Origin of the sequence: Nostoc sp. (assembly GCF_036917415.1) — a bacterium.
In the GTDB taxonomy this organism is placed as follows: Bacteria; Cyanobacteriota; Cyanobacteriia; order Cyanobacteriales; family Nostocaceae; genus Nostoc.
Genome location: NZ_JBALDJ010000085.1, coordinates 1 through 19993 on the forward strand (window position 1 = coordinate 1; position 19993 = coordinate 19993).

The 19993-nt window shown below is 42.6% G+C and carries 16 protein-coding genes; 6 read left to right on the forward strand and 10 right to left on the reverse strand.

Annotated features, from left to right (window positions below):
- Positions 1–83 precede the first annotated feature (83 nt).
- The 4 genes from V7K41_RS18230 to V7K41_RS18245 form a co-directional block, all read right to left on the reverse strand.
- Entirely contained in the window at positions 84–545 is a 462-nt protein-coding gene (locus V7K41_RS18230) for a VOC family protein (protein ID WP_334850366.1), read from the reverse strand.
- Between the two features lie 34 nt (positions 546–579).
- The gene (locus V7K41_RS18235; protein ID WP_334850368.1) at positions 580–885 is read right to left on the reverse strand and encodes a hypothetical protein; all 306 of its coding nucleotides are present in this window, start codon (positions 883–885) and stop codon (positions 580–582) included.
- 156 nt (positions 886–1041) lie between these two features.
- A complete protein-coding gene (locus V7K41_RS18240) occupies positions 1042–3051 on the reverse strand; it encodes an amylo-alpha-1,6-glucosidase (protein WP_334850370.1) in 2010 nt (669 codons plus the stop codon).
- Between the two features lie 197 nt (positions 3052–3248).
- Positions 3249–3899 (reverse strand): GNAT family N-acetyltransferase, encoded by a 651-nt coding sequence (locus V7K41_RS18245; RefSeq protein ID WP_334850372.1) that lies wholly within the window; start codon positions 3897–3899, stop codon positions 3249–3251.
- Positions 3900–4026: 127 nt separating this feature from the next.
- On the opposite strand from V7K41_RS18245, the gene V7K41_RS18250 reads away from it, so the two are divergent.
- Positions 4027–4539: a hypothetical protein gene (locus tag V7K41_RS18250; RefSeq protein ID WP_334850374.1), complete on the forward strand. Its 513-nt coding sequence runs from the start codon at positions 4027–4029 to the stop codon at positions 4537–4539.
- An 89-nt stretch (positions 4540–4628) separates the two neighbouring features.
- On the opposite strand, the gene V7K41_RS18255 is transcribed toward V7K41_RS18250, so the two are convergent.
- The gene (locus V7K41_RS18255) at positions 4629–5447 is read right to left on the reverse strand and encodes a PD-(D/E)XK nuclease family protein (RefSeq protein ID WP_334850376.1); all 819 of its coding nucleotides are present in this window, start codon (positions 5445–5447) and stop codon (positions 4629–4631) included.
- A gap of 584 nt (positions 5448–6031) precedes the next feature.
- On the reverse strand, positions 6032–6271 hold the full coding sequence (locus V7K41_RS18260) for a hypothetical protein (protein ID WP_334850377.1): 240 nt from the start codon (positions 6269–6271) through the stop codon (positions 6032–6034).
- A gap of 1064 nt (positions 6272–7335) precedes the next feature.
- Between V7K41_RS18260 and V7K41_RS18265 the strand changes: the two genes are divergently transcribed.
- The 4 genes from V7K41_RS18265 to V7K41_RS18280 all read left to right on the forward strand — a co-directional run bounded on the left by V7K41_RS18265 (position 7336) and on the right by V7K41_RS18280 (position 16562).
- On the forward strand, positions 7336–7893 hold the full coding sequence (locus tag V7K41_RS18265) for a PadR family transcriptional regulator (protein WP_334850378.1): 558 nt from the start codon (positions 7336–7338) through the stop codon (positions 7891–7893).
- A 16-nt stretch (positions 7894–7909) separates the two neighbouring features.
- Positions 7910–11380, forward strand: a complete 3471-nt coding sequence (locus V7K41_RS18270; protein ID WP_334850380.1) for an efflux RND transporter permease subunit — start codon at positions 7910–7912, stop codon at positions 11378–11380.
- A gap of 118 nt (positions 11381–11498) precedes the next feature.
- The gene (locus tag V7K41_RS18275; RefSeq protein WP_334850382.1) at positions 11499–12845 is read left to right on the forward strand and encodes an efflux RND transporter periplasmic adaptor subunit; all 1347 of its coding nucleotides are present in this window, start codon (positions 11499–11501) and stop codon (positions 12843–12845) included.
- A 198-nt stretch (positions 12846–13043) separates the two neighbouring features.
- Positions 13044–16562: an NB-ARC domain-containing protein gene (locus V7K41_RS18280; protein WP_334850384.1), complete on the forward strand. Its 3519-nt coding sequence runs from the start codon at positions 13044–13046 to the stop codon at positions 16560–16562.
- Positions 16563–16625: 63 nt separating this feature from the next.
- Here V7K41_RS18280 and V7K41_RS18285 read toward each other — a convergent pair whose 3' ends face one another.
- From V7K41_RS18285 to V7K41_RS18295, 3 genes are all read right to left on the reverse strand, one after another.
- Positions 16626–16829 (reverse strand): hypothetical protein, encoded by a 204-nt coding sequence (locus V7K41_RS18285; RefSeq protein ID WP_334850386.1) that lies wholly within the window; start codon positions 16827–16829, stop codon positions 16626–16628.
- A gap of 12 nt (positions 16830–16841) precedes the next feature.
- Positions 16842–17405 carry a peptide deformylase gene (def, locus tag V7K41_RS18290; RefSeq protein WP_334850388.1) on the reverse strand — a complete coding sequence of 188 codons (564 nt, stop codon included), beginning with the start codon at positions 17403–17405 and terminating at the stop codon, positions 16842–16844.
- Between the two features lie 628 nt (positions 17406–18033).
- Positions 18034–18321: a Mo-dependent nitrogenase C-terminal domain-containing protein gene (locus tag V7K41_RS18295; protein WP_334850390.1), complete on the reverse strand. Its 288-nt coding sequence runs from the start codon at positions 18319–18321 to the stop codon at positions 18034–18036.
- A 383-nt stretch (positions 18322–18704) separates the two neighbouring features.
- On the opposite strand from V7K41_RS18295, the gene V7K41_RS18300 reads away from it, so the two are divergent.
- Positions 18705–19607 (forward strand): cell division protein FtsX, encoded by a 903-nt coding sequence (locus tag V7K41_RS18300; protein WP_334850393.1) that lies wholly within the window; start codon positions 18705–18707, stop codon positions 19605–19607.
- Between the two features lie 27 nt (positions 19608–19634).
- Here the strand turns inward: V7K41_RS18300 and V7K41_RS18305 are convergent, their stop codons facing one another.
- Positions 19635–19916: a hypothetical protein gene (locus V7K41_RS18305; RefSeq protein WP_334850395.1), complete on the reverse strand. Its 282-nt coding sequence runs from the start codon at positions 19914–19916 to the stop codon at positions 19635–19637.
- Positions 19917–19993 lie beyond the last annotated feature (77 nt).

Sequence of the window (19993 nt, forward strand, 5' to 3'; positions counted from 1 at the left end):
TACCCTAGCCCGGATAGTCCCACTTTGTTTCCAACTTGATTGCCTATCAGGCAAGTCCTTTTGTCAATAGGGTTTGAGACGCGCTAACCCTGTTGGTTGATAGTCTCTAGATATGGTCGCGGTTGGTGAAAACCTTGAAGTGAAGCATCGACGATGAAGCAAACTTCGATATGCATACCATCAGGATCGGAAAATGACAAGTTAAGTACTGGGCCGAGGTCGGCAATCGCGCCATCACTCACACCTCGATCTATGAGTTTGCGGCGGATAATCTGAAATGCTGATTCTGTTGGGGCATTCAAAGCTAAGTGGTCGATGTGTCCTCGCCCAAACATATCCGGCAATCCAGAACTATGAATATTATTAGGCATCTCTGCTGCGTGAAGCACGCTCTGCGATCCAGCTAGCAGAAGTACGTGACGAAAGGCTGGGGTCGTCTCTTGAAAGATTACTGGCATCTCGAATACATCAGTATAGAAGTCGATAAATCGATCGATATCTGCTGTCACCACTGCAACATGGTGGATACCTGATACAAGGTTCATGGTGTTACTCCAGTTGGATTGTGCAATTTCCTTTCTATGAATAGGCAGCGATAACTTCTCTATGAGACGCTGCGCGTAGCTTGCTTAAGATTAGGGATACGTTAAGCGAGATTAGATCATTCAAACCTTTGATTTCTCGCATAATTAAGGTGCGATGCGCCCACGGACAGGCTAAGGAAACGTAGAGGTGATAGCGTCCTGCTTCTGCCTTAAACCCACTAGAACCATCGGCGGTTATGGGATCGCAAAACGTTGTTGGCGTTTCATTGAACCTATCATTGGGATCTGATTTATTCCCATCAGTTGTCCATTTGCCTTCGATCATCATTCCTGACGCCATAATTTCCTCCTAACACTAGGGCGTGTCTATAAACTTTTGAGGATTACTTCAGCATCACGTCTTTCCTTTTCTGAAGGATGTTAATTTCTTAAAAATTCTTGACAAAATCGACTTTGCAGACAGACTACAGTTCGGATAAGCAGGAGATTCCCCGTATCAACTCGTTGTCGCCAACCAAGCACGCAAAACCTCTGCCACTGTCCACGCTTGGGCAATGCATCCCCGTGGAGTCATCGGGGCATCACCATCAAAAATTTCGCTGAGACTACCAACACCGTGCGCGTTGAGGTGATTAGCCATTGGTTCCAAAAATTTACGAGCCTGCTCAGGATTTTTGTAGACGTGCAGGTGTGCTAAGACGAACGGCCCCAACAACCAACCCCAAACTGTCCCCTGGTGGTAAGCTCCATCACGTTGATACTGGTTTCCTCCGTATTTACCCTGATATTGGGAACGATCGGGGGCTAGCGATCGCAACCCATGAGAAGTCAGCAGCGTTCGCCCGCAAGCTTCCACCACACCCCTTTGCTGGGTAGGTGTAAGCGGACTTTCTGGTAATGACACAGCAAATATTTGGTTAGGACGTAACGACGAATCATCACCATCAGGACTGTCTAAAACGTCATAGCAATAACCTGTCTCGTCATTCCAGAAGCGAGAAAATCTATACTTAGCCCGGTCTGCCATTGCCTCATACTCTTGATGTGGTTTACCAAGTTGACGGGCAAACTTTGCCATTGTTCGTAAAGCATTATACCAAAGGGCGTTAACTTCAATCGGTTTGCCAATTCGGGGCGTAACTACCCAATCGTCAACTTTGGCATCCATCCAGGTCAGTTGTACACCTGCAACGCCTGCATAAAGTAAGCCATCGGCTGCATCGAGGTCGATGTTGTAGCGTGTACCGCGACAGTGCCAATTAATGATGTCTGCAAGTATGGGAAAGAGTTCACCAAGCAAAGTATCATCATCTGTAGCGCTGTAGTAGGCGCGGACTGCTTCAAAGTACCAAAGAGTGGCATCGACTGTATTATATTCTGGTTGCTCACCCGCATCGGGAAAGCGATTAGGTAACATTCCCTGGTCTACATATCTGGCAAAAGTGCGAAGAATTGAACGTGCTACCTCTGGGCGACCAGTGGAAATTGTCAAACCAGGTAGACTAATCATGGTGTCGCGTCCCCAGTCGCTAAACCAGTGATAACCAGCGATGATGGTTTTACCCTGCGGGTCTTCTGGTAATGAGCGATCGACAATAAACTGGTCAGCTGCTAATACTAAGTGGTCGATCCAGCTAGGTGATTCCTTAGTCTTGAGGGGTCGATTATTTTTCCAAAATCCTGTTAACTTCTGCTCTTGAGCGCGACGTAACTTTAATGCCGCTTCACCATTGAGATTTGGTTGTTTTTCTGTACTGGCTACAAACGCGATCGCTTCCCCAGGATTCAGTGTAACTTCAAAAGTCGCGGCGTGGAGGTGGTCTTCTTTATCTCTCAATCCCCGATAGCGTTCAATTGCCAAGTCAAAGCTATGATACCAATTGTGAACAACAGATGCACTAGCGCGTGAAATGCTGCGATCGCCTTTAGATGAATCACTCAGTAGATATAGTGGTACAGCACCCGGATAAGCAGTTACACAAATTCCTTGTTCTACCTCCTCTACAGACATCTGCCAACCATTGCTTTGAGTGTCGCTGTGATAATCGCGGTAGTTGACTATTGCTTTGAGCGTCAACTTTAGCGGTTGAGTGGCACGATGCAAAGTATATTGGACATAAGTTGTGTTCGCGCCTTGTTGCATCCACACCCGTTTTTCTAATAAGGCATCAGCAACAGCAAAACACCATACAGGAATTGTACCTTCCAGAGAAAAATGTTCAATATGCTGATAACCTTGCGGACTGACAATCCCATCTGCCCAACGATTAGTGTCTAGAGAATAAGAGCGGGTATCATACAGGACAGTTTCATCTAGTTTTGCCAGCAGTAAGGTACGACCTAGAGGTGGTTTCAATGCTGCTACCAATAGTCCGTGATAGCGCCGGGTCAATAAACCAGCCACAGTCCCAGAGGCGTAACCACCAATACCGTTAGTAACTAACCACTCCCGCGATTCTGCAATGTCAAGATTGCCGCAAATTTCCCGCCCAAATTCTATAGACATAAGTCACGTCGCTTTGCTCTAAATTCAAAAGTAACAATCGCCATCATGCTTTTCTCTCTGCGTTCTCTGTGCCTCTGCGGTTTAAAAGTAATTTCTTGAACCACAGAGACGCAGAGAACACGGAGAAAAGAGGAATTATTGTCCAAAAATTTTACTCACTTTGAAAGGATTACTCCTAACTTTTGTTAGATTGGAGACTACTCCTCAGTTATTTGAGATTCATTTACTAGAGGATTGAGGACGACTTCATTAGCAACACTATCAGGTTTACGGGCACGAATTGCTGGACGCGTAGGCGTAGCCCGTCGTAGACATCGCCTGTAACCTGCTCTTTCAGCTTTTTGGTGTTCGTAATCAATCAATCTGCCATAATATTCGTGCTTGCTTAAATTCATCGACAAGAAAATATGCTGGCGGATATTACCAAAACCTTTGCGGTTAAAAAACTTTAATGCTGAAGTATTCGTGGGGTCAGTATCTACCAGCATAAACCGCGCTCCATCTTCAATCATCCGGGCGACGACTTTATCAACCAACTTGTCTGCAACTCCCCGACGCTGATACTTCGGACTAACTCCCAGCCATAAAATATATCCATAAGTCCAGGATGCTTTGGTGATGATGGTTCCCAAAATGAATCCTGCTAATTCCCCATCTGTTTCGGCCACAAGACAGTATTCTGGATCGGTGTTGTAAAGTCCAATCACTTCCCATTCGTCCCAGGTGCGGTATAAATAAGGATATAAATCGCTGGTAAATAACCCTTCTCCCAAGTGGTAAACGGGAGCAATGTCATCAATTCCTAATTCGCGTACATAAATTGCTTCAGTTTCATCAAAAGTTGACATAAATTTAGAAATTGTGATTGATTTACATAGATGATTACGGACTTTTAGCGTTCTCAACTATTTCAGAAGATTTATTTTGTCAGCTAACACCACTATGTTAATTTTGGCGACAAGGAATTTTTAAAAAATGTCAATGGAACATAAAGCATTTGTCTTTGATTACGATGCGTTTATTCAAGAATTAGCTGATATTTTAGAAAATGCACTTATTGTTAACCAAAAAAACGAGTTAATTACTTTTATCGAAAATAACTTTTCATACCTTAAATATCCTGATGAAGGCGAACCTTTAGATTCTTCATGGAAAGAAATGCTCGATACAGAGGATATAAGCCAGTATGGTGATTTTGCAATTACCAAGTATTATAATCCTCAATGTGATATAGGACTTGGCTATGATTGGTTGCCTCTCTATGATATGCTATTCAATGAACTGGATAAAGATACGTCTCCCTTGTTAGGTAAAAATTTCGGCATTCCAGGAAACTATTTTAACCCTGGTCAAATGGGATCGTATTTTCAATCTCTTGAGCAAGTGAAAAATAACTTTGAATTGCTTAATTGGTTATTGAATGAAAAAAAAGAGCATTTACCGAATTTAGCTCTTTTAATAAAAATGCTTTCAAATGCTTTAGAGTAAAAAAAAGGGCTATACATTACTTTTTGATTTTTTACAAGAGTCTACAGGTATAAGTAATCTGTTTTAGCAACACAATCCTGCGGATCAAATCAAAGTGAGACTTCTTGAATGCTGTCAAAAGTTGGCAATGAATCTTTTATTGCTTCTTCAGTTGCTTGGATGCGTAGTTTACCGCCGTAGGCATCGCAACGTTTGGCAAACTGACAATAATCACAGTTTTTACTACCCTCCACTACTTGGGGAAACTGCTGGTTATTTTGGTAATTTTCTAACCAATTAGTTAACTGACTTAATAGTTGATTAAGTTTCTTTCCTGTTTGTGCGTGTTGAACAGTACTGTAATTAAATTTAATATTTTGCGGTTTGCCTTCAGATTGGACAAACCAATAAGTCATGGAAATCTTTTCTGGCAAATAGTCGCTAGTTTCTGCCAATACATACAGATAAAGCCGTGTTTGCCAGTTGGATTCTAACTTGCGTTTATTGGGTGGTTTAGGATATGTTTTCCAGTCGAGAATTTGCGCTTGTTGGTTATCTGCAATCAATAAATCATAGACAACTGTCAGCAAATAGTCCTGAACTTGCAGAGTGCGGTAGTGTTCGCTTTCACGGAAAGTTTGATTATCAGATCCAGCGGTTAAGATTTCTGGGGCTGCATCGGCAAAACCCAGCATCCAGCTTTGCAGTTGAGCATCTGCTTCTAGGAAACTATCAATTGGCAAACCCATTTCTCGTTGCTGCATTAGCAAGTGAAAACGACTACCCAAAGTTAGCCGTTCTTCTTGTTCTGGATTTGAGGGGGAATTGAGTTTTTCGAGGTAAGTATGTTGAAATTTACGCGGACAAGCTTCTAGTAAGTTAAGTTGTCCTTGAGACAGTCGCAGTAGTTGAGTGGAAGTTGACAGCATTCTTCTATTTTAGAAGTAAATTAGAATCTGCAACTCCCCTTTGGTAGACTATCTGTAAAAACAGTTATTTTTTATTGCCTTCACAGATAGTTCTTACGTCTGCTACTTCAACTCGTCTACAATCTTCTTCATCCTGGCGATTGGAATGTTTACTTTTTCCTTGGAACTTGATTGAGCCAAAGCTTAGGCCATAGTTATTTTAACTATGTCAAAATATGCCGGGTGATTAGCTTTGTTGACAATTGCCAAAAAAATTGACCCTGCCACTAAGATGACTAAAAGTGGCGAAAGTGTTTCTAAGAGGATGTCTGAAAAGTTTTTTTGTATACACCTAACCCTTGGAGATCCCCCTAAATCCCCCTTAAAAAGGGGGACTTTAAGACTTTTATTCCCCCCTTTGGGGAGCCAGCGCGGTCTTGGGGGTTTCCCCCATGAGCGACTGGCGTGGGTTAAAGGGGATCAACAAATATTTGATACTTCTCAGACATCCTCTAACTCAGAGCCGTTTTGTTGGGCATGATATAATCTCCAAATGAAAAGTTACGAAGCCTTTAGCTGACCTTCACTCAGCTAAAGGCTTAGTTTTAACCCCAAGACTCATAGATCATGGCGATCGCAAATAGACAGACTAGGGAAATCGCTATCCTCGCAACCCATGACCGTAGACTTGCGGATAAAAGCATCCCAACTATCGCATTTGCCCCAAAAGTGTGAGACACAACAAAAGCTATTCCCAGCCCCAGCAGCGCCAGCAGAAAATATTTGAGTCCTATACAAAACCACTTGAACAACAGATTATCGTTATCTTTTAGACTGGGTTTCATAGTTTTTTCCTGTTTTGAAAGTTGAATCTAGGTAGCAGTTTGCACTCCCCCGACCACACTAAAGAAACAGTGAATTTCCACAGCTTTGCTCCCACCAAATCAAGGTAGACAACAGTCCCACTCTATTCAGGAGTGGGAATACCAAAAAAGCTGGTCTTGATATTTGCAGATTATGAAAAATTAAGCTCTTTGATGAATTCCCAGAGCAATCTGGATATCAAAAATCAGGCGCTCAATGCGCGTAATCGCATAGAAGGCATACTACGCACATTGAACCCTCGAAATTCCTACAGGTAATTTGTATACAAATTGCCTTTTTCAGAATTTGCAGTTCCAGCCTTTGCCTTTATCTTTTGCTCACTAAGTTTTTTTAATTCACCCGTAACCTTACTAAGTCACCGTGGTTTCTACTGTTAAACTCACTATAAAGTAACTTGGTTACTTAGGTCAAGGTAAACTGTAGAGAAAATTATTTAAACAGCATAAGATACTACAAATCCCAATACGCTTGGGTTGAGCGTAAGCGTTATTCAACAAAGTCTCGATAATGTTGGGTTTCATTCCTCGAACGCCACTTGCTTCTCCCTAGGGGAGACGCTGCGCGAACAACAACGGGAATCCCCGCAACGCAGTGGCTCCCCAACCTACGTTAGTATAATTTTTAGGCTTAACTGAACTGTATTGCTACAAATCTGGCTGAAGTCTCCAAATGAATCCTCACTTTTGGCACTAAGGGACTTTCAAATAAAATAATACTCAACTATATAAGTAAGTGGGCAGAATAAAACCGAATTATGTGAAGAAAAGTAAATAAGGCTCAAACCCTTTTTCTCCCTGCTCCCTGCCTCCTGTTCCCTGCCTTATACTAACGATAATTATTTACGCCCACCTACTTATACCTCTTGTGAGGTGGGCGTCTCACTTGTCCCTAACTAGCCCACAGCTAACTTATGCGGCTTCGCCTTTACGGTATCACAGAGAATTCTGACAATTGAACCTTAAGTACTTGGCTAAAAAGGCTCAATTTGATATTGTTGATCGACATATCAAATTGATATATCAAAATGCTGAAGCTAGCAGTATTAGGTCTATTACAGCGAGAGCCTTTAAATGGTTATCGGCTCAAACAGCAACTAGAGATGTTTATGAGTTGCAGTATTTGTGTCAACTATGGCGCGATTTATCCTCTTTTGAAGCGCATGGAAGAACAAGGTGAAGCGATCCTATGTGCAGAACAAGTAGAAGAAGGTGGACAGTGTGGAAAGGTATATGAGATTACACACCTCGGCAAAACCACTTGGTATGAAGAGATGCTGGCATTTCCTCATGAAAGCTGGGTGAATATGCGATCGCGATTCTTTATCAAATTTTTTTTCTTTAGTCATTTATTACCCGAAGAACGAGTCGAGTTAATCGAACACCGATTGATGTTATGTCAGTTACGCCTTGCAGAGAAAAAAGCACTTGAAGTTACTGATGATTTATATCAAGCGAAAGTGCAAAAGCGCGCAGTTGAAGTGATCAAATCAGAAATTGAGTGGCTAGTTGAGCAACTCCAAACAGAACAACTTCAATTAGCTCAAACGCCAACCTCAGTCAGCTTGAACACAAAAAACTTTTGAAGTATCCTAACTAACTATGTGGATCGTCAAAATTGCTTTACGTCTTCCGTATACATTCGCGATCGCCGCTTTGATGATTGCGATCCTGGGTGCAGTCACGATATTTGGTACACCAGTTGACATTTTTCCCGCAATTAACATTCCGGTTGTCAGCGTAGTTTGGACTTACACTGGTACCACATCTGAGGAAATGGCACAGCGAATCGTCACCATTAGCGAACGCGCTATGACCACAACCGTTGGTGACATAGAACACATTGAGTCTCAATCTTTAAGTGGTGTGAGTGTCGTCAAGGTTTTCTTCCAACCCAACGCTAATATCGCCTCAGCAGTTGCTCAAATTACCTCTGTCAGCCAAACAATTCTCCGGCCTTTGCCACCTGGGATTACACCGCCATTCATCATTCAATACAATGCTTCTTCGGTGCCGATTATCCAGATGAGTGTCAGTAGCAAAACCTTACCGGAAGAAGCACTCTTCGACTATGCTACCAACTTCGTCCGCACCCAATTAGCAACAGTGCAAGGAGCGAGTATACCTCTGCCTTATGGTGGTAAACCTCGGCAAATTATGGTTGATATCGATCCCCAAGCGATGTTGGCTAATGGCATTTCTGCTCAAGATGTGACTAATGCTGTCAGTGCCCAAAACCTGGTTTTGCCCGCAGGTGATATGAAGATAGGCGATCGCGACTTCGCCGTACAAATCAACAATAGTCCAGATGTGGTGGCAGCACTCAACGACTTACCGATTAAGCAAGTTAATGGTACTGTCATTTCCATTCGTGATGTCGCGCAGGTAAGAGATGGCTTTGGTGTGCAATCAAACATTGTGCGTCAGAATGGCAGACGATCGAGCTTACTTAGTATCCTAAAGAGTGGCAATGCCTCGACGATAGATGTGATCGATCGGGTAAAAAAAGCTTTGCCTCGCATCCAATCCACCTTGCCCCCAGAACTGAATTTAGCGTTTTTATTCGATCAATCTATATTTGTGAAAGCTTCGATTCAAGGCGTTCTCAAAGAAGGATTGATTGCAGCCTGTCTCACCGCGGTGATGATTTTGATTTTCCTGGGAAGTTGGCGCAGCACCCTAATTGTGGCCGTATCGATTCCTCTCTCGATGCTAGTTTCAATTATTGTGATGAGTCGTTTGGGACAAACTTTCAACATCATGACCTTAGGTGGTTTATCCTTAGCTGTTGGTATTCTTGTAGATGATGCCACCGTAGAAATTGAAAATATCCACCGAAATCTTGGACAAGGTAAACCCATCAAGCGAGCAATCTTAGATGGGGCACAGCAAATCGCCACTCCAGCACTTGTAGCAACATTATGTATTTGTATTGTCTTTGTGCCGGTCGTGTTTTTAAGTGGAGTGGCAAAGTACCTATTTGTCCCCCTAGCAATGGCGGTAGTATTTGGGATGCTTGCTTCATATCTGCTATCTCGGACTGTAGTCCCGACAATGGCAAGCTATCTTTTACCATCTGAAGTAGACTGGCATAGAGAAAGCGAGGATCATAATGGTCATAGCGATAACCATCATCTAGATTCGCCAGTCCAAAACAATAATGGTCGCGACAACCACCATACTGATTCGCCAGTTCAAAACAATAATGGTCGCGACAATCGCCACAGCCATTCTTCACTAGTCGAAATCCATGATAATCGCGACCACCACACCCATTCGTCAGTTCAAAACAATAATGGTAACGACAACCACCAGCAAACAGAAGAGGCAGCAACGAAAACTGCCAAACCTGTGAAGAAAGATTGGATATGGCGGCTACATGAAAAGTTTAATCGACAATTTGAGAAATTTCGCAGTTGGTACTACAATGTCCTGACCTCAGCATTAAATCACCGCCGCATAGTCTTTGTGCTGTTTGGTGCTTTTATCGTCAGTGCAGGAGTTTTGTTGCCGTTCGTCGGTCAAGACTTTTTCCCTGAAGTCGATGGTGGTCAGTTTAGCCTCCATGTTCGAGCCTTACCTGGTACTCGTTTGGAAGAGACAGAAAAAATTGTCAGCCAAGTCGAAGGCGTTATCCGCCAGACTGTACCGAAGGAGAATCTCTCTCTGATTCTGGATAACATCGGCTTACCCACCAGTGGCATTAACCTTACTTATGGCTACAACGGTGCCACAATTGGGCAGGCTGATGCTGATATTCTTGTGTCTCTAAAAGAATCTGGTTCAACTTTTTCTTACATCAAACAACTCCGCCAGAGATTGAAAGCGACATTTCCCAGCTACACCTTCTTTTTTGAGCCTGCTGATATTGTGACTCAAATTCTCAATTTCGGTTTGCCTGCTGCTGTTGATGTGCAAATATCTGGCCCTCTGAAAAACTCAAAGGGCAACTTTGAAATTGCCCAACAAATCGCTGCCCGGATGACGCGCATTCCTGGGGCTGTAGATGTACATCTTCAGCAAGTTGTCGATGCCCCAAAATTACGTCTAGATGTAGATCGCACCGAGGCTCAACAACTGGGTATGACCCAGCGTGATGTTGCCAATAGTGTCCTCACTTCCTTAAGTTCAAGCGGTCAAGCTGCAATTAACCAATGGCTCGATCCTAAAAAAGGCGTGAGTTACACCCTTGCCGTACAAGTTCCCCAGTACAAAATTGACTCTATTGACAGCCTAAAAAATACGCCAGTTGGCAACGGTCAAACTGCACCCCAACTTTTAGGTAATTTGGCTAGTGTCAAACGCGACACAGTAATGCAAGTTGTGAATCACTACAACATTCAGCCAGTTTTCGATATCTACGCTAACTCCTCTGGTCGCGACCTTGGGGGAGTTGCCGGCGATGTAAATCGAATCATCGCTGATTATCAGAAAAAATTGCCTAAGGGAAGTCAGATTAATGTCCGCGGGCAAGTGCAAACGATGAACTCTTCCTTTCTGGGACTTGGTTTAGGACTTGTGTTTGCAATTGTACTGGTTTACTGCTTAATGGTGGTGAACTTCCAATCTTGGCTCGATCCCCTGATTATTATGATGGCACTGCCAAGTGCCTTAGCTGGTATTGTCTGGATGCTGTTTGTCACCCGCACCACTTTCAGCGTTCCTTCGTTAATGGGTGCAATTATGAGTATCGGTGTAGCGACATCAAACAGTATTCTAATGATCGCTTTTGCTAATGAGCAACGTCAGGAAGGGGAAAATGCCTATAAAGCAGCGCAAGCGGCAGGCTATACAAGGTTGCGTCCTGTGTTGATGACTGCCTTAGCCATGCTTATCGGTATGGTGCCAATGTCTCTCGGTCTTGGTGAAGGTGGTGAGCAGAATGCACCTTTGGGTCGCGCTGTAATTGGCGGCTTGTCAGCTGCAACAGTCGCGACTCTCATTTTTGTACCTGTTGTATACAGCATTATGCGGCGTCAACAACCTCGTCCTATCGATCGGGATGATGACGATTTAAATTTCTCAGATTCACAGACAGAATACTCGTTGTCATCATCTCAAGGCAAGTCATGAGCAATTCAAACTCTGCCCTATAGGCAGGTTACAAAGAACAAAATTGTCAAAGCCAATGATGGTAATGATTCTAGCTGCTAAATTTCTGCTTTCTTAGATAATACAGGACAGTTTACCTATGGATTCTCAACATCGTCCATCTCCTGATTCTGAACAACAAACGACTTCTAAAAAACACAGGCGCGGCATCGGTGCAATTGGTTGGGCTGTAATTGGTGCTGTTTTTTTTGGTAGCTTACTGGCCATAGGCATTCTACCCCGATTAAGCCAAAAGTCAGAATTACAAGCAGCAGTCAAGGAAGCAAGCACCCTACCCTCTGTCAACACGATCGCTCCCCGTCGTGCTACTGGTGCTACGAAAGTGGAACTACCTGGCAGTGTTGTAGCCCTGAATCAAACGACCATCTACGCTCGCAGTACTGGGTATTTACGGCGGTGGTACGCAGATATTGGCGATCGCGTCCGAGCCGGTCAGTTGTTGGCAGAAATTGATTCACCAGACACCGATCAGCAAGTTCTGCAAGCGAAGGCAGAGGTAGTGCAAGCACAAGCCAATGTATCTCAAACTCGTGCTAATTTGGCTAAAAGTATTTCTGATTTGAAGCAAGCCCGCGCTAATCTATTGATCGCACGTCAGAGCTGGCAGCGCTGGCAACTTCTTGTCAAGCAAGGTGCAGTACCTCAACAAGATGCAGATACAAAATATGCTACATATCAAGCTAATCTTGCCAGCGTTGAGGCAGCACAAAACACTATTAATTCTGATTCTGCCAACATCAAAGCAGCACAAGCTAACGCCTACGCAAGTCTTGCAAACTTCCAGCGTAATACCGTATTGCAGTCTTATAAGAAAGTCACTGCTCCTTTTGCAGGAGTGATTACTGCACGTAATGTCAATACAGGTGTTTTAATTTCAGCAGGTAATGGCAACACCAGTACCAGCAACACTAACACTAGCAATACCAGCCTTTATACTATTGCTGCTTATGACAATCTAAACGTAAATGTGAGTGTTCCCCAGAGTTTATCACAGTCACTTCAAACTGGACAAACAGCACAAATTACAGTCAGAGAGTTACCCCAACGAGTGTTTACGGGTAAAGTAGTACGTACTAGCAATGCCATAGATCCAACTACTCGCACTTTACTGACACAATTAGAAGTACACAATTTAGACGCGACGCTGCGACCTGGGATGTATGCCAATGTCAGATTTGCCATTAACCGCACCAATCCTCCTTTTGTCGTGCCAGATAGTGCCTTAGTTGTTAATGCCGGAGGTACGCAGGTAGCAACTGTAACCAAAGACCATACAGTGCATTATCAAAAAGTTGCCGTTGGGCGAGATTATGGTACTGAAGTAGAAATTACATCAGGTCTGACAGGAAATGAATCGCTCATTGCCACTCCTACGGTTGATGAGACAGAGGGCTTGCGCGTGCAGCCAGTTGCACAAACTAAGTAGACTGAATGTATCTAAGTGAGGTACACTAAACTCATCCGCGCGATCGCCCACCCCGTCAGAGAAAAAACGACAAAGCCCAAGAAAGCATTCCCAGAGCAGCAAATGTTTACCCCGAAATATTGAGGGGATACCAGATTGGCAGTAATGTTATCTCACTATGTGAGATAACATTGGTTTGTAATATGTCTTTGTGTGAGTATGAGTGTCATTCCCGAAAACCTTCTTTTGGCTTTAGCCGAAAAACGGTGCTTGTCTAACAGCGAGATCGAAGTGTTTTTATATGCTGTTGAGGGACGATCGCCAAATGCGATCGCTAAAAAATTGGCAATCAGCGCCGAGGCAGTACGCAAAAGATTAAGCGAAGTTTACAAGAAATTTAATGTTACTGGTAACGGTCCAGGTAAGCTCACTAAGTTACAGCAAGTTATAGAATCTGAGTATCAAGCATCTTTGCTGAATATTACCCAAAACTGCCAAGATTGGGGTGAAGCGCCTGGTGTCTGCGTTTTTTATGGACGTATAGCAGAATTGTCTCAGCTAAGGCAGTGGCTGATCGAGGATAACTGCCAACTAGTGGCAATATTGGGAATGGGCGGAATCGGCAAAACAGCTTTATCTGTGAAACTGGCAAAGGAAGTTCAGGAAAATTTTGAGTATTTGATTTGGCGAAGTCTCCGCAATGCGCCACCTGTTGCAGAGATGTTAGCGAACCTGATCGGGTTTTTATCCGATCAGAGGGAAACATATTTGCCAGAAACCATAGATGGTAGAGTAACGCTGCTGATTAATTATTTACGAGAGCGTCGTTGTCTTGTGGTATTTGATAATACAGAGACAATTTTCCAAGAAGGCGATCGCGCTGGACAATATAGACAAGAATATGAAGATTATGGTCAACTACTTAGACGGGTAGGGGAAGAACCACATCAAAGCTGTTTGGTGTTGACATCTCGCGAAAAACCAAAAGAATTTGCGCCTTTAGAGGGAGAAACATCACCAGTCAGAACATTATTATTAGTTGGCTTAGGAGAAACAGAAGGGCAAGAAATTCTCCAAGATAAAGGGTTATTTGGCTCCCAACAGGAATGGGCCAAACTTGTTGAGAAGTATTCAGGCAATCCTTTAGCATTAAAGCTGGTTTCTGAGCCAATTCGGGAGTTATTTGATGGTGATATCGCTGCTTTTCTGGCTGAAGGAGAGATAATTTTTGGTGACACCCGAAATTTACTAGACCAGCAATTTGAGCGGTTGTCAGAGATCGAAAAAGAAATAATTTATTGGCTAGCAATCAAGCGCGAGTTAGTTTCTCTCGACGAATTGCTAAATGATATTGTACGTCCTTTGCCCAAAAGGGAAGTGATGGAAGCGCTACAATCTCTACGGCGGCGATCGCTAATTGAACAAAGAACAGCACTTTTCACCCTCCAGTCTGTGGTCATGGAATACATGACTGACCAACTGATTGAACAAGTTTGTCGCGAAATTACCACTTGTAATATTAGATTATTTATGAGCCATGCTTTAATGGAAGCTACGGCCAATGATTATATTAGAAACACTCAGATTACCCTGATTATTAAACCAATTATAGATAGGTTATTAACTATTTTTAGATATGCTAAAAATATTGAACATCATCTATATCAAATTTTATTGTCCCTGCGACAGATTCCCCAAACACCAGGATATGCTGGTGGAAATCTGTTAAATATTCTTTGTCAACTACAAACTGATTTTAGCGGCTATGACTTTTCTAATCTGACTATTTGGCAAGCATATTTGCAAAGTGTGAATCTGCATCAGGTAAATTTTGCCAATACTGATTTAGCTAAATGCGTTTTTTCAGAAACATTAGTTAGTATTTCGTCAGTCGCATTTAGCCCGGATGGAAAACTTTTGGCTACAGGTGATGCTGATGGCAAGACTTACTTGTGGCAAGTTGAAGATGGAAAGCTACTTTTTACCTGTATTGGACATAGCAGTTGGGTAAAATCAGTAGCCTTCAGTCCCGATGGTCAAACTTTAGCTAGTGGCAGTGACGATCAAACAGTGAAGTTATGGGATGTTCGTGACGGTAAATGCCTGAAAACCTTGCAGGAACATAGCAATTGGGTCAGGTCAGTAGCCTTCAGTCCCGATGGTCAAATGTTGGCTAGTGGCAGTGAAGACCAAACAGTGAAGTTATGGAATGTCCACAGCGGCAAATGTCTGATAACTTTGCAGGGGAATACCAATCGAATTATGTCAGTTGCCTTCAGTCCCGATGGTCAAACTTTAGCTAGTGGCAGTGAAAAGCAAACAGTGAAGTTATGGGATGTCCGCAATGGTAAATGCCTGAAAATCTTGCAGGGGCATAGCAGTTGGGTAAGGTCAGTTGCTTTTAGTCCCGATGGTGAAATTTTAGCTACTGGCAGTGACGACCAAACTGTGAAATTATGGGATGTTCGTGATGCTAAATGTCTGAAAACCTTGCAGGGGCATACTAATCGGGTATGGTCGGTTGCCTTCAGTCCCGATGGTCAAACTTTAGCTAGCGGTGGTGACGACCAAAGTGTGAAATTATGGGATCTTCGTGATGATAAATGTCTGAAAACCTTCCAGGGGCATACCAATCGGGTAAGGTCAGTTGCTTTCAGTCCCGATGGTCAAACTTTAGCTAGTGGTAGTGAAAACCAAACAGTTAAATTATGGAATGTCCAGGATGGTAAGTCCTTGACAACCTTACAAGGGCATAGCAATCGAGTACGGTCAGTTGCCTTCAGTCCTGATGGTCAAATTTTAGCTAGCGGCAGTGAAAAGCAAACAATTAAATTATGGAATGTCCGTAACGATAAATTCCTCAAAATTTTGGAGGGGCATAACAGTTGGGTACGGTCAATTGCCTTCAGTCCTGATGGTCAAATTTTAGCTAGCGGCAGTGAAAAGCAAACAATTAAATTATGGAATGTTCAGACGGGACAATGCCTGAAAAAATTACAGGAACATACTAATAGAATTAGGTCAGTTGCTTTTAGTCCTAATGGTCAAATTTTAGCTAGCGGCAGTGACGACCAAACGGTGAAATTATGGGATGTTACTGATGGTAAATGTCTCCAAACCTTGAAAGGGCATACAAGTTGGGTAAGGTCAGTTGCTTTCAGTCCCGATGGTCAAACTTTAGCTAGTGGCAGTGAAAACCAAAGAGTGAGGTTATGGGATATTTATACAGGAAAATGTCTTCAAGTTTTGGAGGGACATAGCAATCGGATCAGGTCAGTTACTTTCAGCCCAGATGGTCAGACTTTAGCTAGTGGCAGTGATGACCAAACAGTGAAGTTATGGGATGTTTTCATGGGCAAGTGCTTCACAACTTTGCAAGGGCATACTAATCGAGTCTGGTCAGTTGCCTTTAGTCCTGATGGTCAGACTTTAGCTAGTGCTAGTGAAGACCAAACGATAAAATTATGGGATGTCTATAATGGCAAGTGCTTGAAAACTTTGCAAGGGGCTAATTGGGTAAAGTCAGTTGCCTTTAGTCCCAATGGGCAAACCCTGATTAGTGGTAGCCAAGATGAGACAATTAAGCTTTGGGATGTATCGACGGGTGATTGCCTAAGAATACTGCGATCGCCACGACCCTACGAAAAAATGAATATCACTGGGGTTACAGGATTAACCACAGCGCAGTTAATGACGCTAAAAGCTTTAGGGGCAGTGGAAAATGGAGAGCAAAAATAAAAGGTAAAAGAATGAATTTTGCCTTTTTCCTTCATCCTTTTACCTTTTTTATGTACCTGATGCTTATTTCATGTTAGCCCTTGCGTCCTTAACTGCGGCAAAGAAAAATAATCCTGTGAGTGGAATGCTCAATACCAGGATAATTGCCGTGGCTGTGACACCAAAATCTGGTTGTCCGTAACTGAGTTCAAAAATCGAACCGACAGCCGCGATCGCACTTACACAAGAACCACCCAGAAATAAACTGCTTTTTGGAGTTAAATACACTATTGCCCCCCCCTATGCTATTGGTTTCACCGCTTGATACGAGAAGCCATTCTTAGATAGCTCCTGGGCTAAAGTCAAGGAGTTTTCTACACGATCTACAAATACCACGCCGTTAAGGTGATCCATCTCGTGCTGAATGCAGCGTCCCAAGAGGTCATTAGCCTTTAATGTCCGGGGACGACCGTATTCGTCTTTATAGGCAATTTCTACGACTTCGGGGCGCTTCACGTCTAGATATACGTTGGGAATGCTCAAGCATCCTTCTTGGGCAACAGAGATGTCGCGGCTGACTTGTTTAATGGTGGGGTTAATCAACACTAAAGGCTGATTAGCTGCGTTCTCTGGTTCCAAGTCGATGACAATTAATTGTTTATGAATTCCCACTTGGGGCGCAGCCAAACCAATGCCATCTTTGCTGTACATAGTTTGCAGCATTTCGCGCACTATTTGGCGAAGTTCATTATCAACTTTAGCAATCCGCTTTGCAGCTTGACGCAGCACGCGATCGCCTAAATAATGAAGCTCCAAAGGTGGATTTTTTAACTTTTTTTTCTCGACAGCAATTTCAGAGGGCATGAGTCTCGATGGCTAGATGGTGCAAATTCTTACTATTTTCATTCTATCAATCTCAGTTAGAGGATGTTTAAAAAGTCCTAGAGTATACCAAAAACCCAGTTGCCATTCCTCTGTTTGCTTGTTTAACAGCAGCCTGACGCCAAGAGGGAGAGGCTGTCAAACCCTTATTTCATTGTCAGGAAGACTTGCTAAGGGGGTTACATTGTTAGCAATAATACTTTTAAACATTCTCTTAGACGTAGTATCAATCTCCAAAATAATTCTTGTGAAGTCACGTTGCACCATACTTGGAGCGATAATATTATCGAGGCTGACGTTGTTAAACAGTACTTTTAAAGCTTCTGAGCCTCACCTAATGTGAAATCGATTCTAAGTCGTTCGCCAGCTTATTTTGTATTCACATCTGATTGCAACTAGGATTATTTATACAATTTTTTTTGATAAAAATATTTCTCCAATCTATTTTTATTGATAGAAACCTAGTTAATAATTCAGGAGTCAGAACTCAGGATTCAGAATAGTTAAAGAATCAGCAGAGCCTTTGATGAATAAATATACCAATCATTCTAAATTCCTAATAAATTCTGACTCCTGACTCCTGGGTGCTGAATTCTTACAAAACCTATGCTTAACAATATTTTCTGGCATCCTCACCACATTCATTAACTAAATATAATAAACACTTAAAACGAAGACTAACTATCTGTTCATAAAGGGGGTTCAATTTGCACAAAGGTGGAATCTGAAACAGAGTCCGACCGAGAACTGTAACAGTTCTTTCAAAAGGGCAATGAGAAGGAATTATTTTGCACAATAGTCTGGCCAGATTAGAATTATGTATTTCTACGGACTCAAGCTGAGAGCGAATCTGGTTTAATAAAGTATTGCCCAAATTGGCTTTATTTAAGAAGCTCATAGTTCAACTTTCCTTTAATAAATCTGTTGCTCCTACCAAATTACTCCGAACTTCAGAGAAAAAAATCGTATAATTACCAAACTATTTTCCCAATTTTTGGAAGTCAAGTTTAAAGAACAGTAAAATTGCTTAGGAAGCAGAACAGCTAGCCAATTATTATCAATAACTGTTAAAAGCAATAGTGAGTATATCTGTGGCGAATGGTATAAAGATTAGGGAAATGATCGAGACAGCAGGAAGACAGAGGAAGAAAGTCGCAATGGATAAAAGCTGATGTATTGGCAAACTTTGTACCATTGACTATAAATAGTGGTGTTATTGACGCAAAGACGCAAAAGCTGAACTTAGTGCCTTGGCGTTAAGTTCAAATTTTGAGGTGATGTGTGTTTAAATCTTTTACGAAACTTGATTATCTGCTAAAAGAAACTTTCCTCGGTTTATTGCGGGGAGGTTGGATGAATTGGGCAGCTGTAAGTACTGTAACAGTGTTACTGTTTTTATTTGGCTTGAGTTTGCAAACCTCTTGGCAAGTTGAAAAACTCCTTTATCAGTTTGGTAGCCAGCTAGAAGTATCAGTTTATCTCGAACCGGATACTCAAATCGAAAATATTGAGCCACTAATCGCAAAAATGCCAGAGGTGGCGGGGATACAAACCATTACCAAAGAACAAGCTTGGACTAAGTTAGTTAAGGAAATGAGAATTTCTGATATTGAGGGTGCTACCCAGCAGCTAGGTGAGAATCCTCTGGTTGATGAGATGAAGGTGAAAGCACGTAATTCTCAAATTGTGCCAACCTTAGCAACACAGTTAGCTAAATTGCCAGGAGTTGAGACGGTGCAATATGTTGATGAAGCAGTCAAACGCATTGCTCAGTTGCACCGAGGTTTGAACTGGATTACTTTAACAATTACAATTATTCTGACTTTAACAGCGATCGCAGTGACTACCACCACAATTAGGCTGATTGTCATGGCGCGTCGCCAGGAAATTGAAATTATGCAGCTAGTGGGAGCGACTTCTGTTTGGATTTACCTCCCGTTTATTCTACAAGGAATTGCCTTTGGTTTGGTTGGTGGTGCGATCGCTTGGAGTTTCATTTCTGTGATTCAACAGTTTCTCGGTAAGTTGCTAGTCAATCAACCTGAGTTTATCCAAGTCATCACCAACAGGGTGCAACTCACTCCAGCAGAAATTTTATTATTGCCCCTGATTCTTTTGAGTTTCGGTGCAGGTGTAGGATTAATGGGGAGCTTATTTGCTGTCCGACGTTTTGTTAAAGGATAGTCATTGTCATTAGTCCTTTGTCATTGGTCATTTGTCCTCTGAACTTGGAACTTCGACCTCTGAACTTGGAACTTCGACCTCTGAATTTGGAACTTCGACCTCTGAACTTGGAACTTCGACCTCTGAACTTGGAACTTCGACTTCTGAACTTGGAACTTCGACTTCTGAACTTGGAACTTCGACCTCTGAACTTGGAACTTCGACCTCTGAACTCGGAATTTTGACCTCTGAACTCAGAACTCCGACCTCTGAACTCGGAATTTTGACCTCTAAACCCGGAACTTTGACCTCTGAACTCGAAATTTTCAAAATTTTAAAAGAATAACTGAAGTTTTGCTTGAACGAATATGAAATTAAACCTATATATCAACTTAACAAGGCTAATC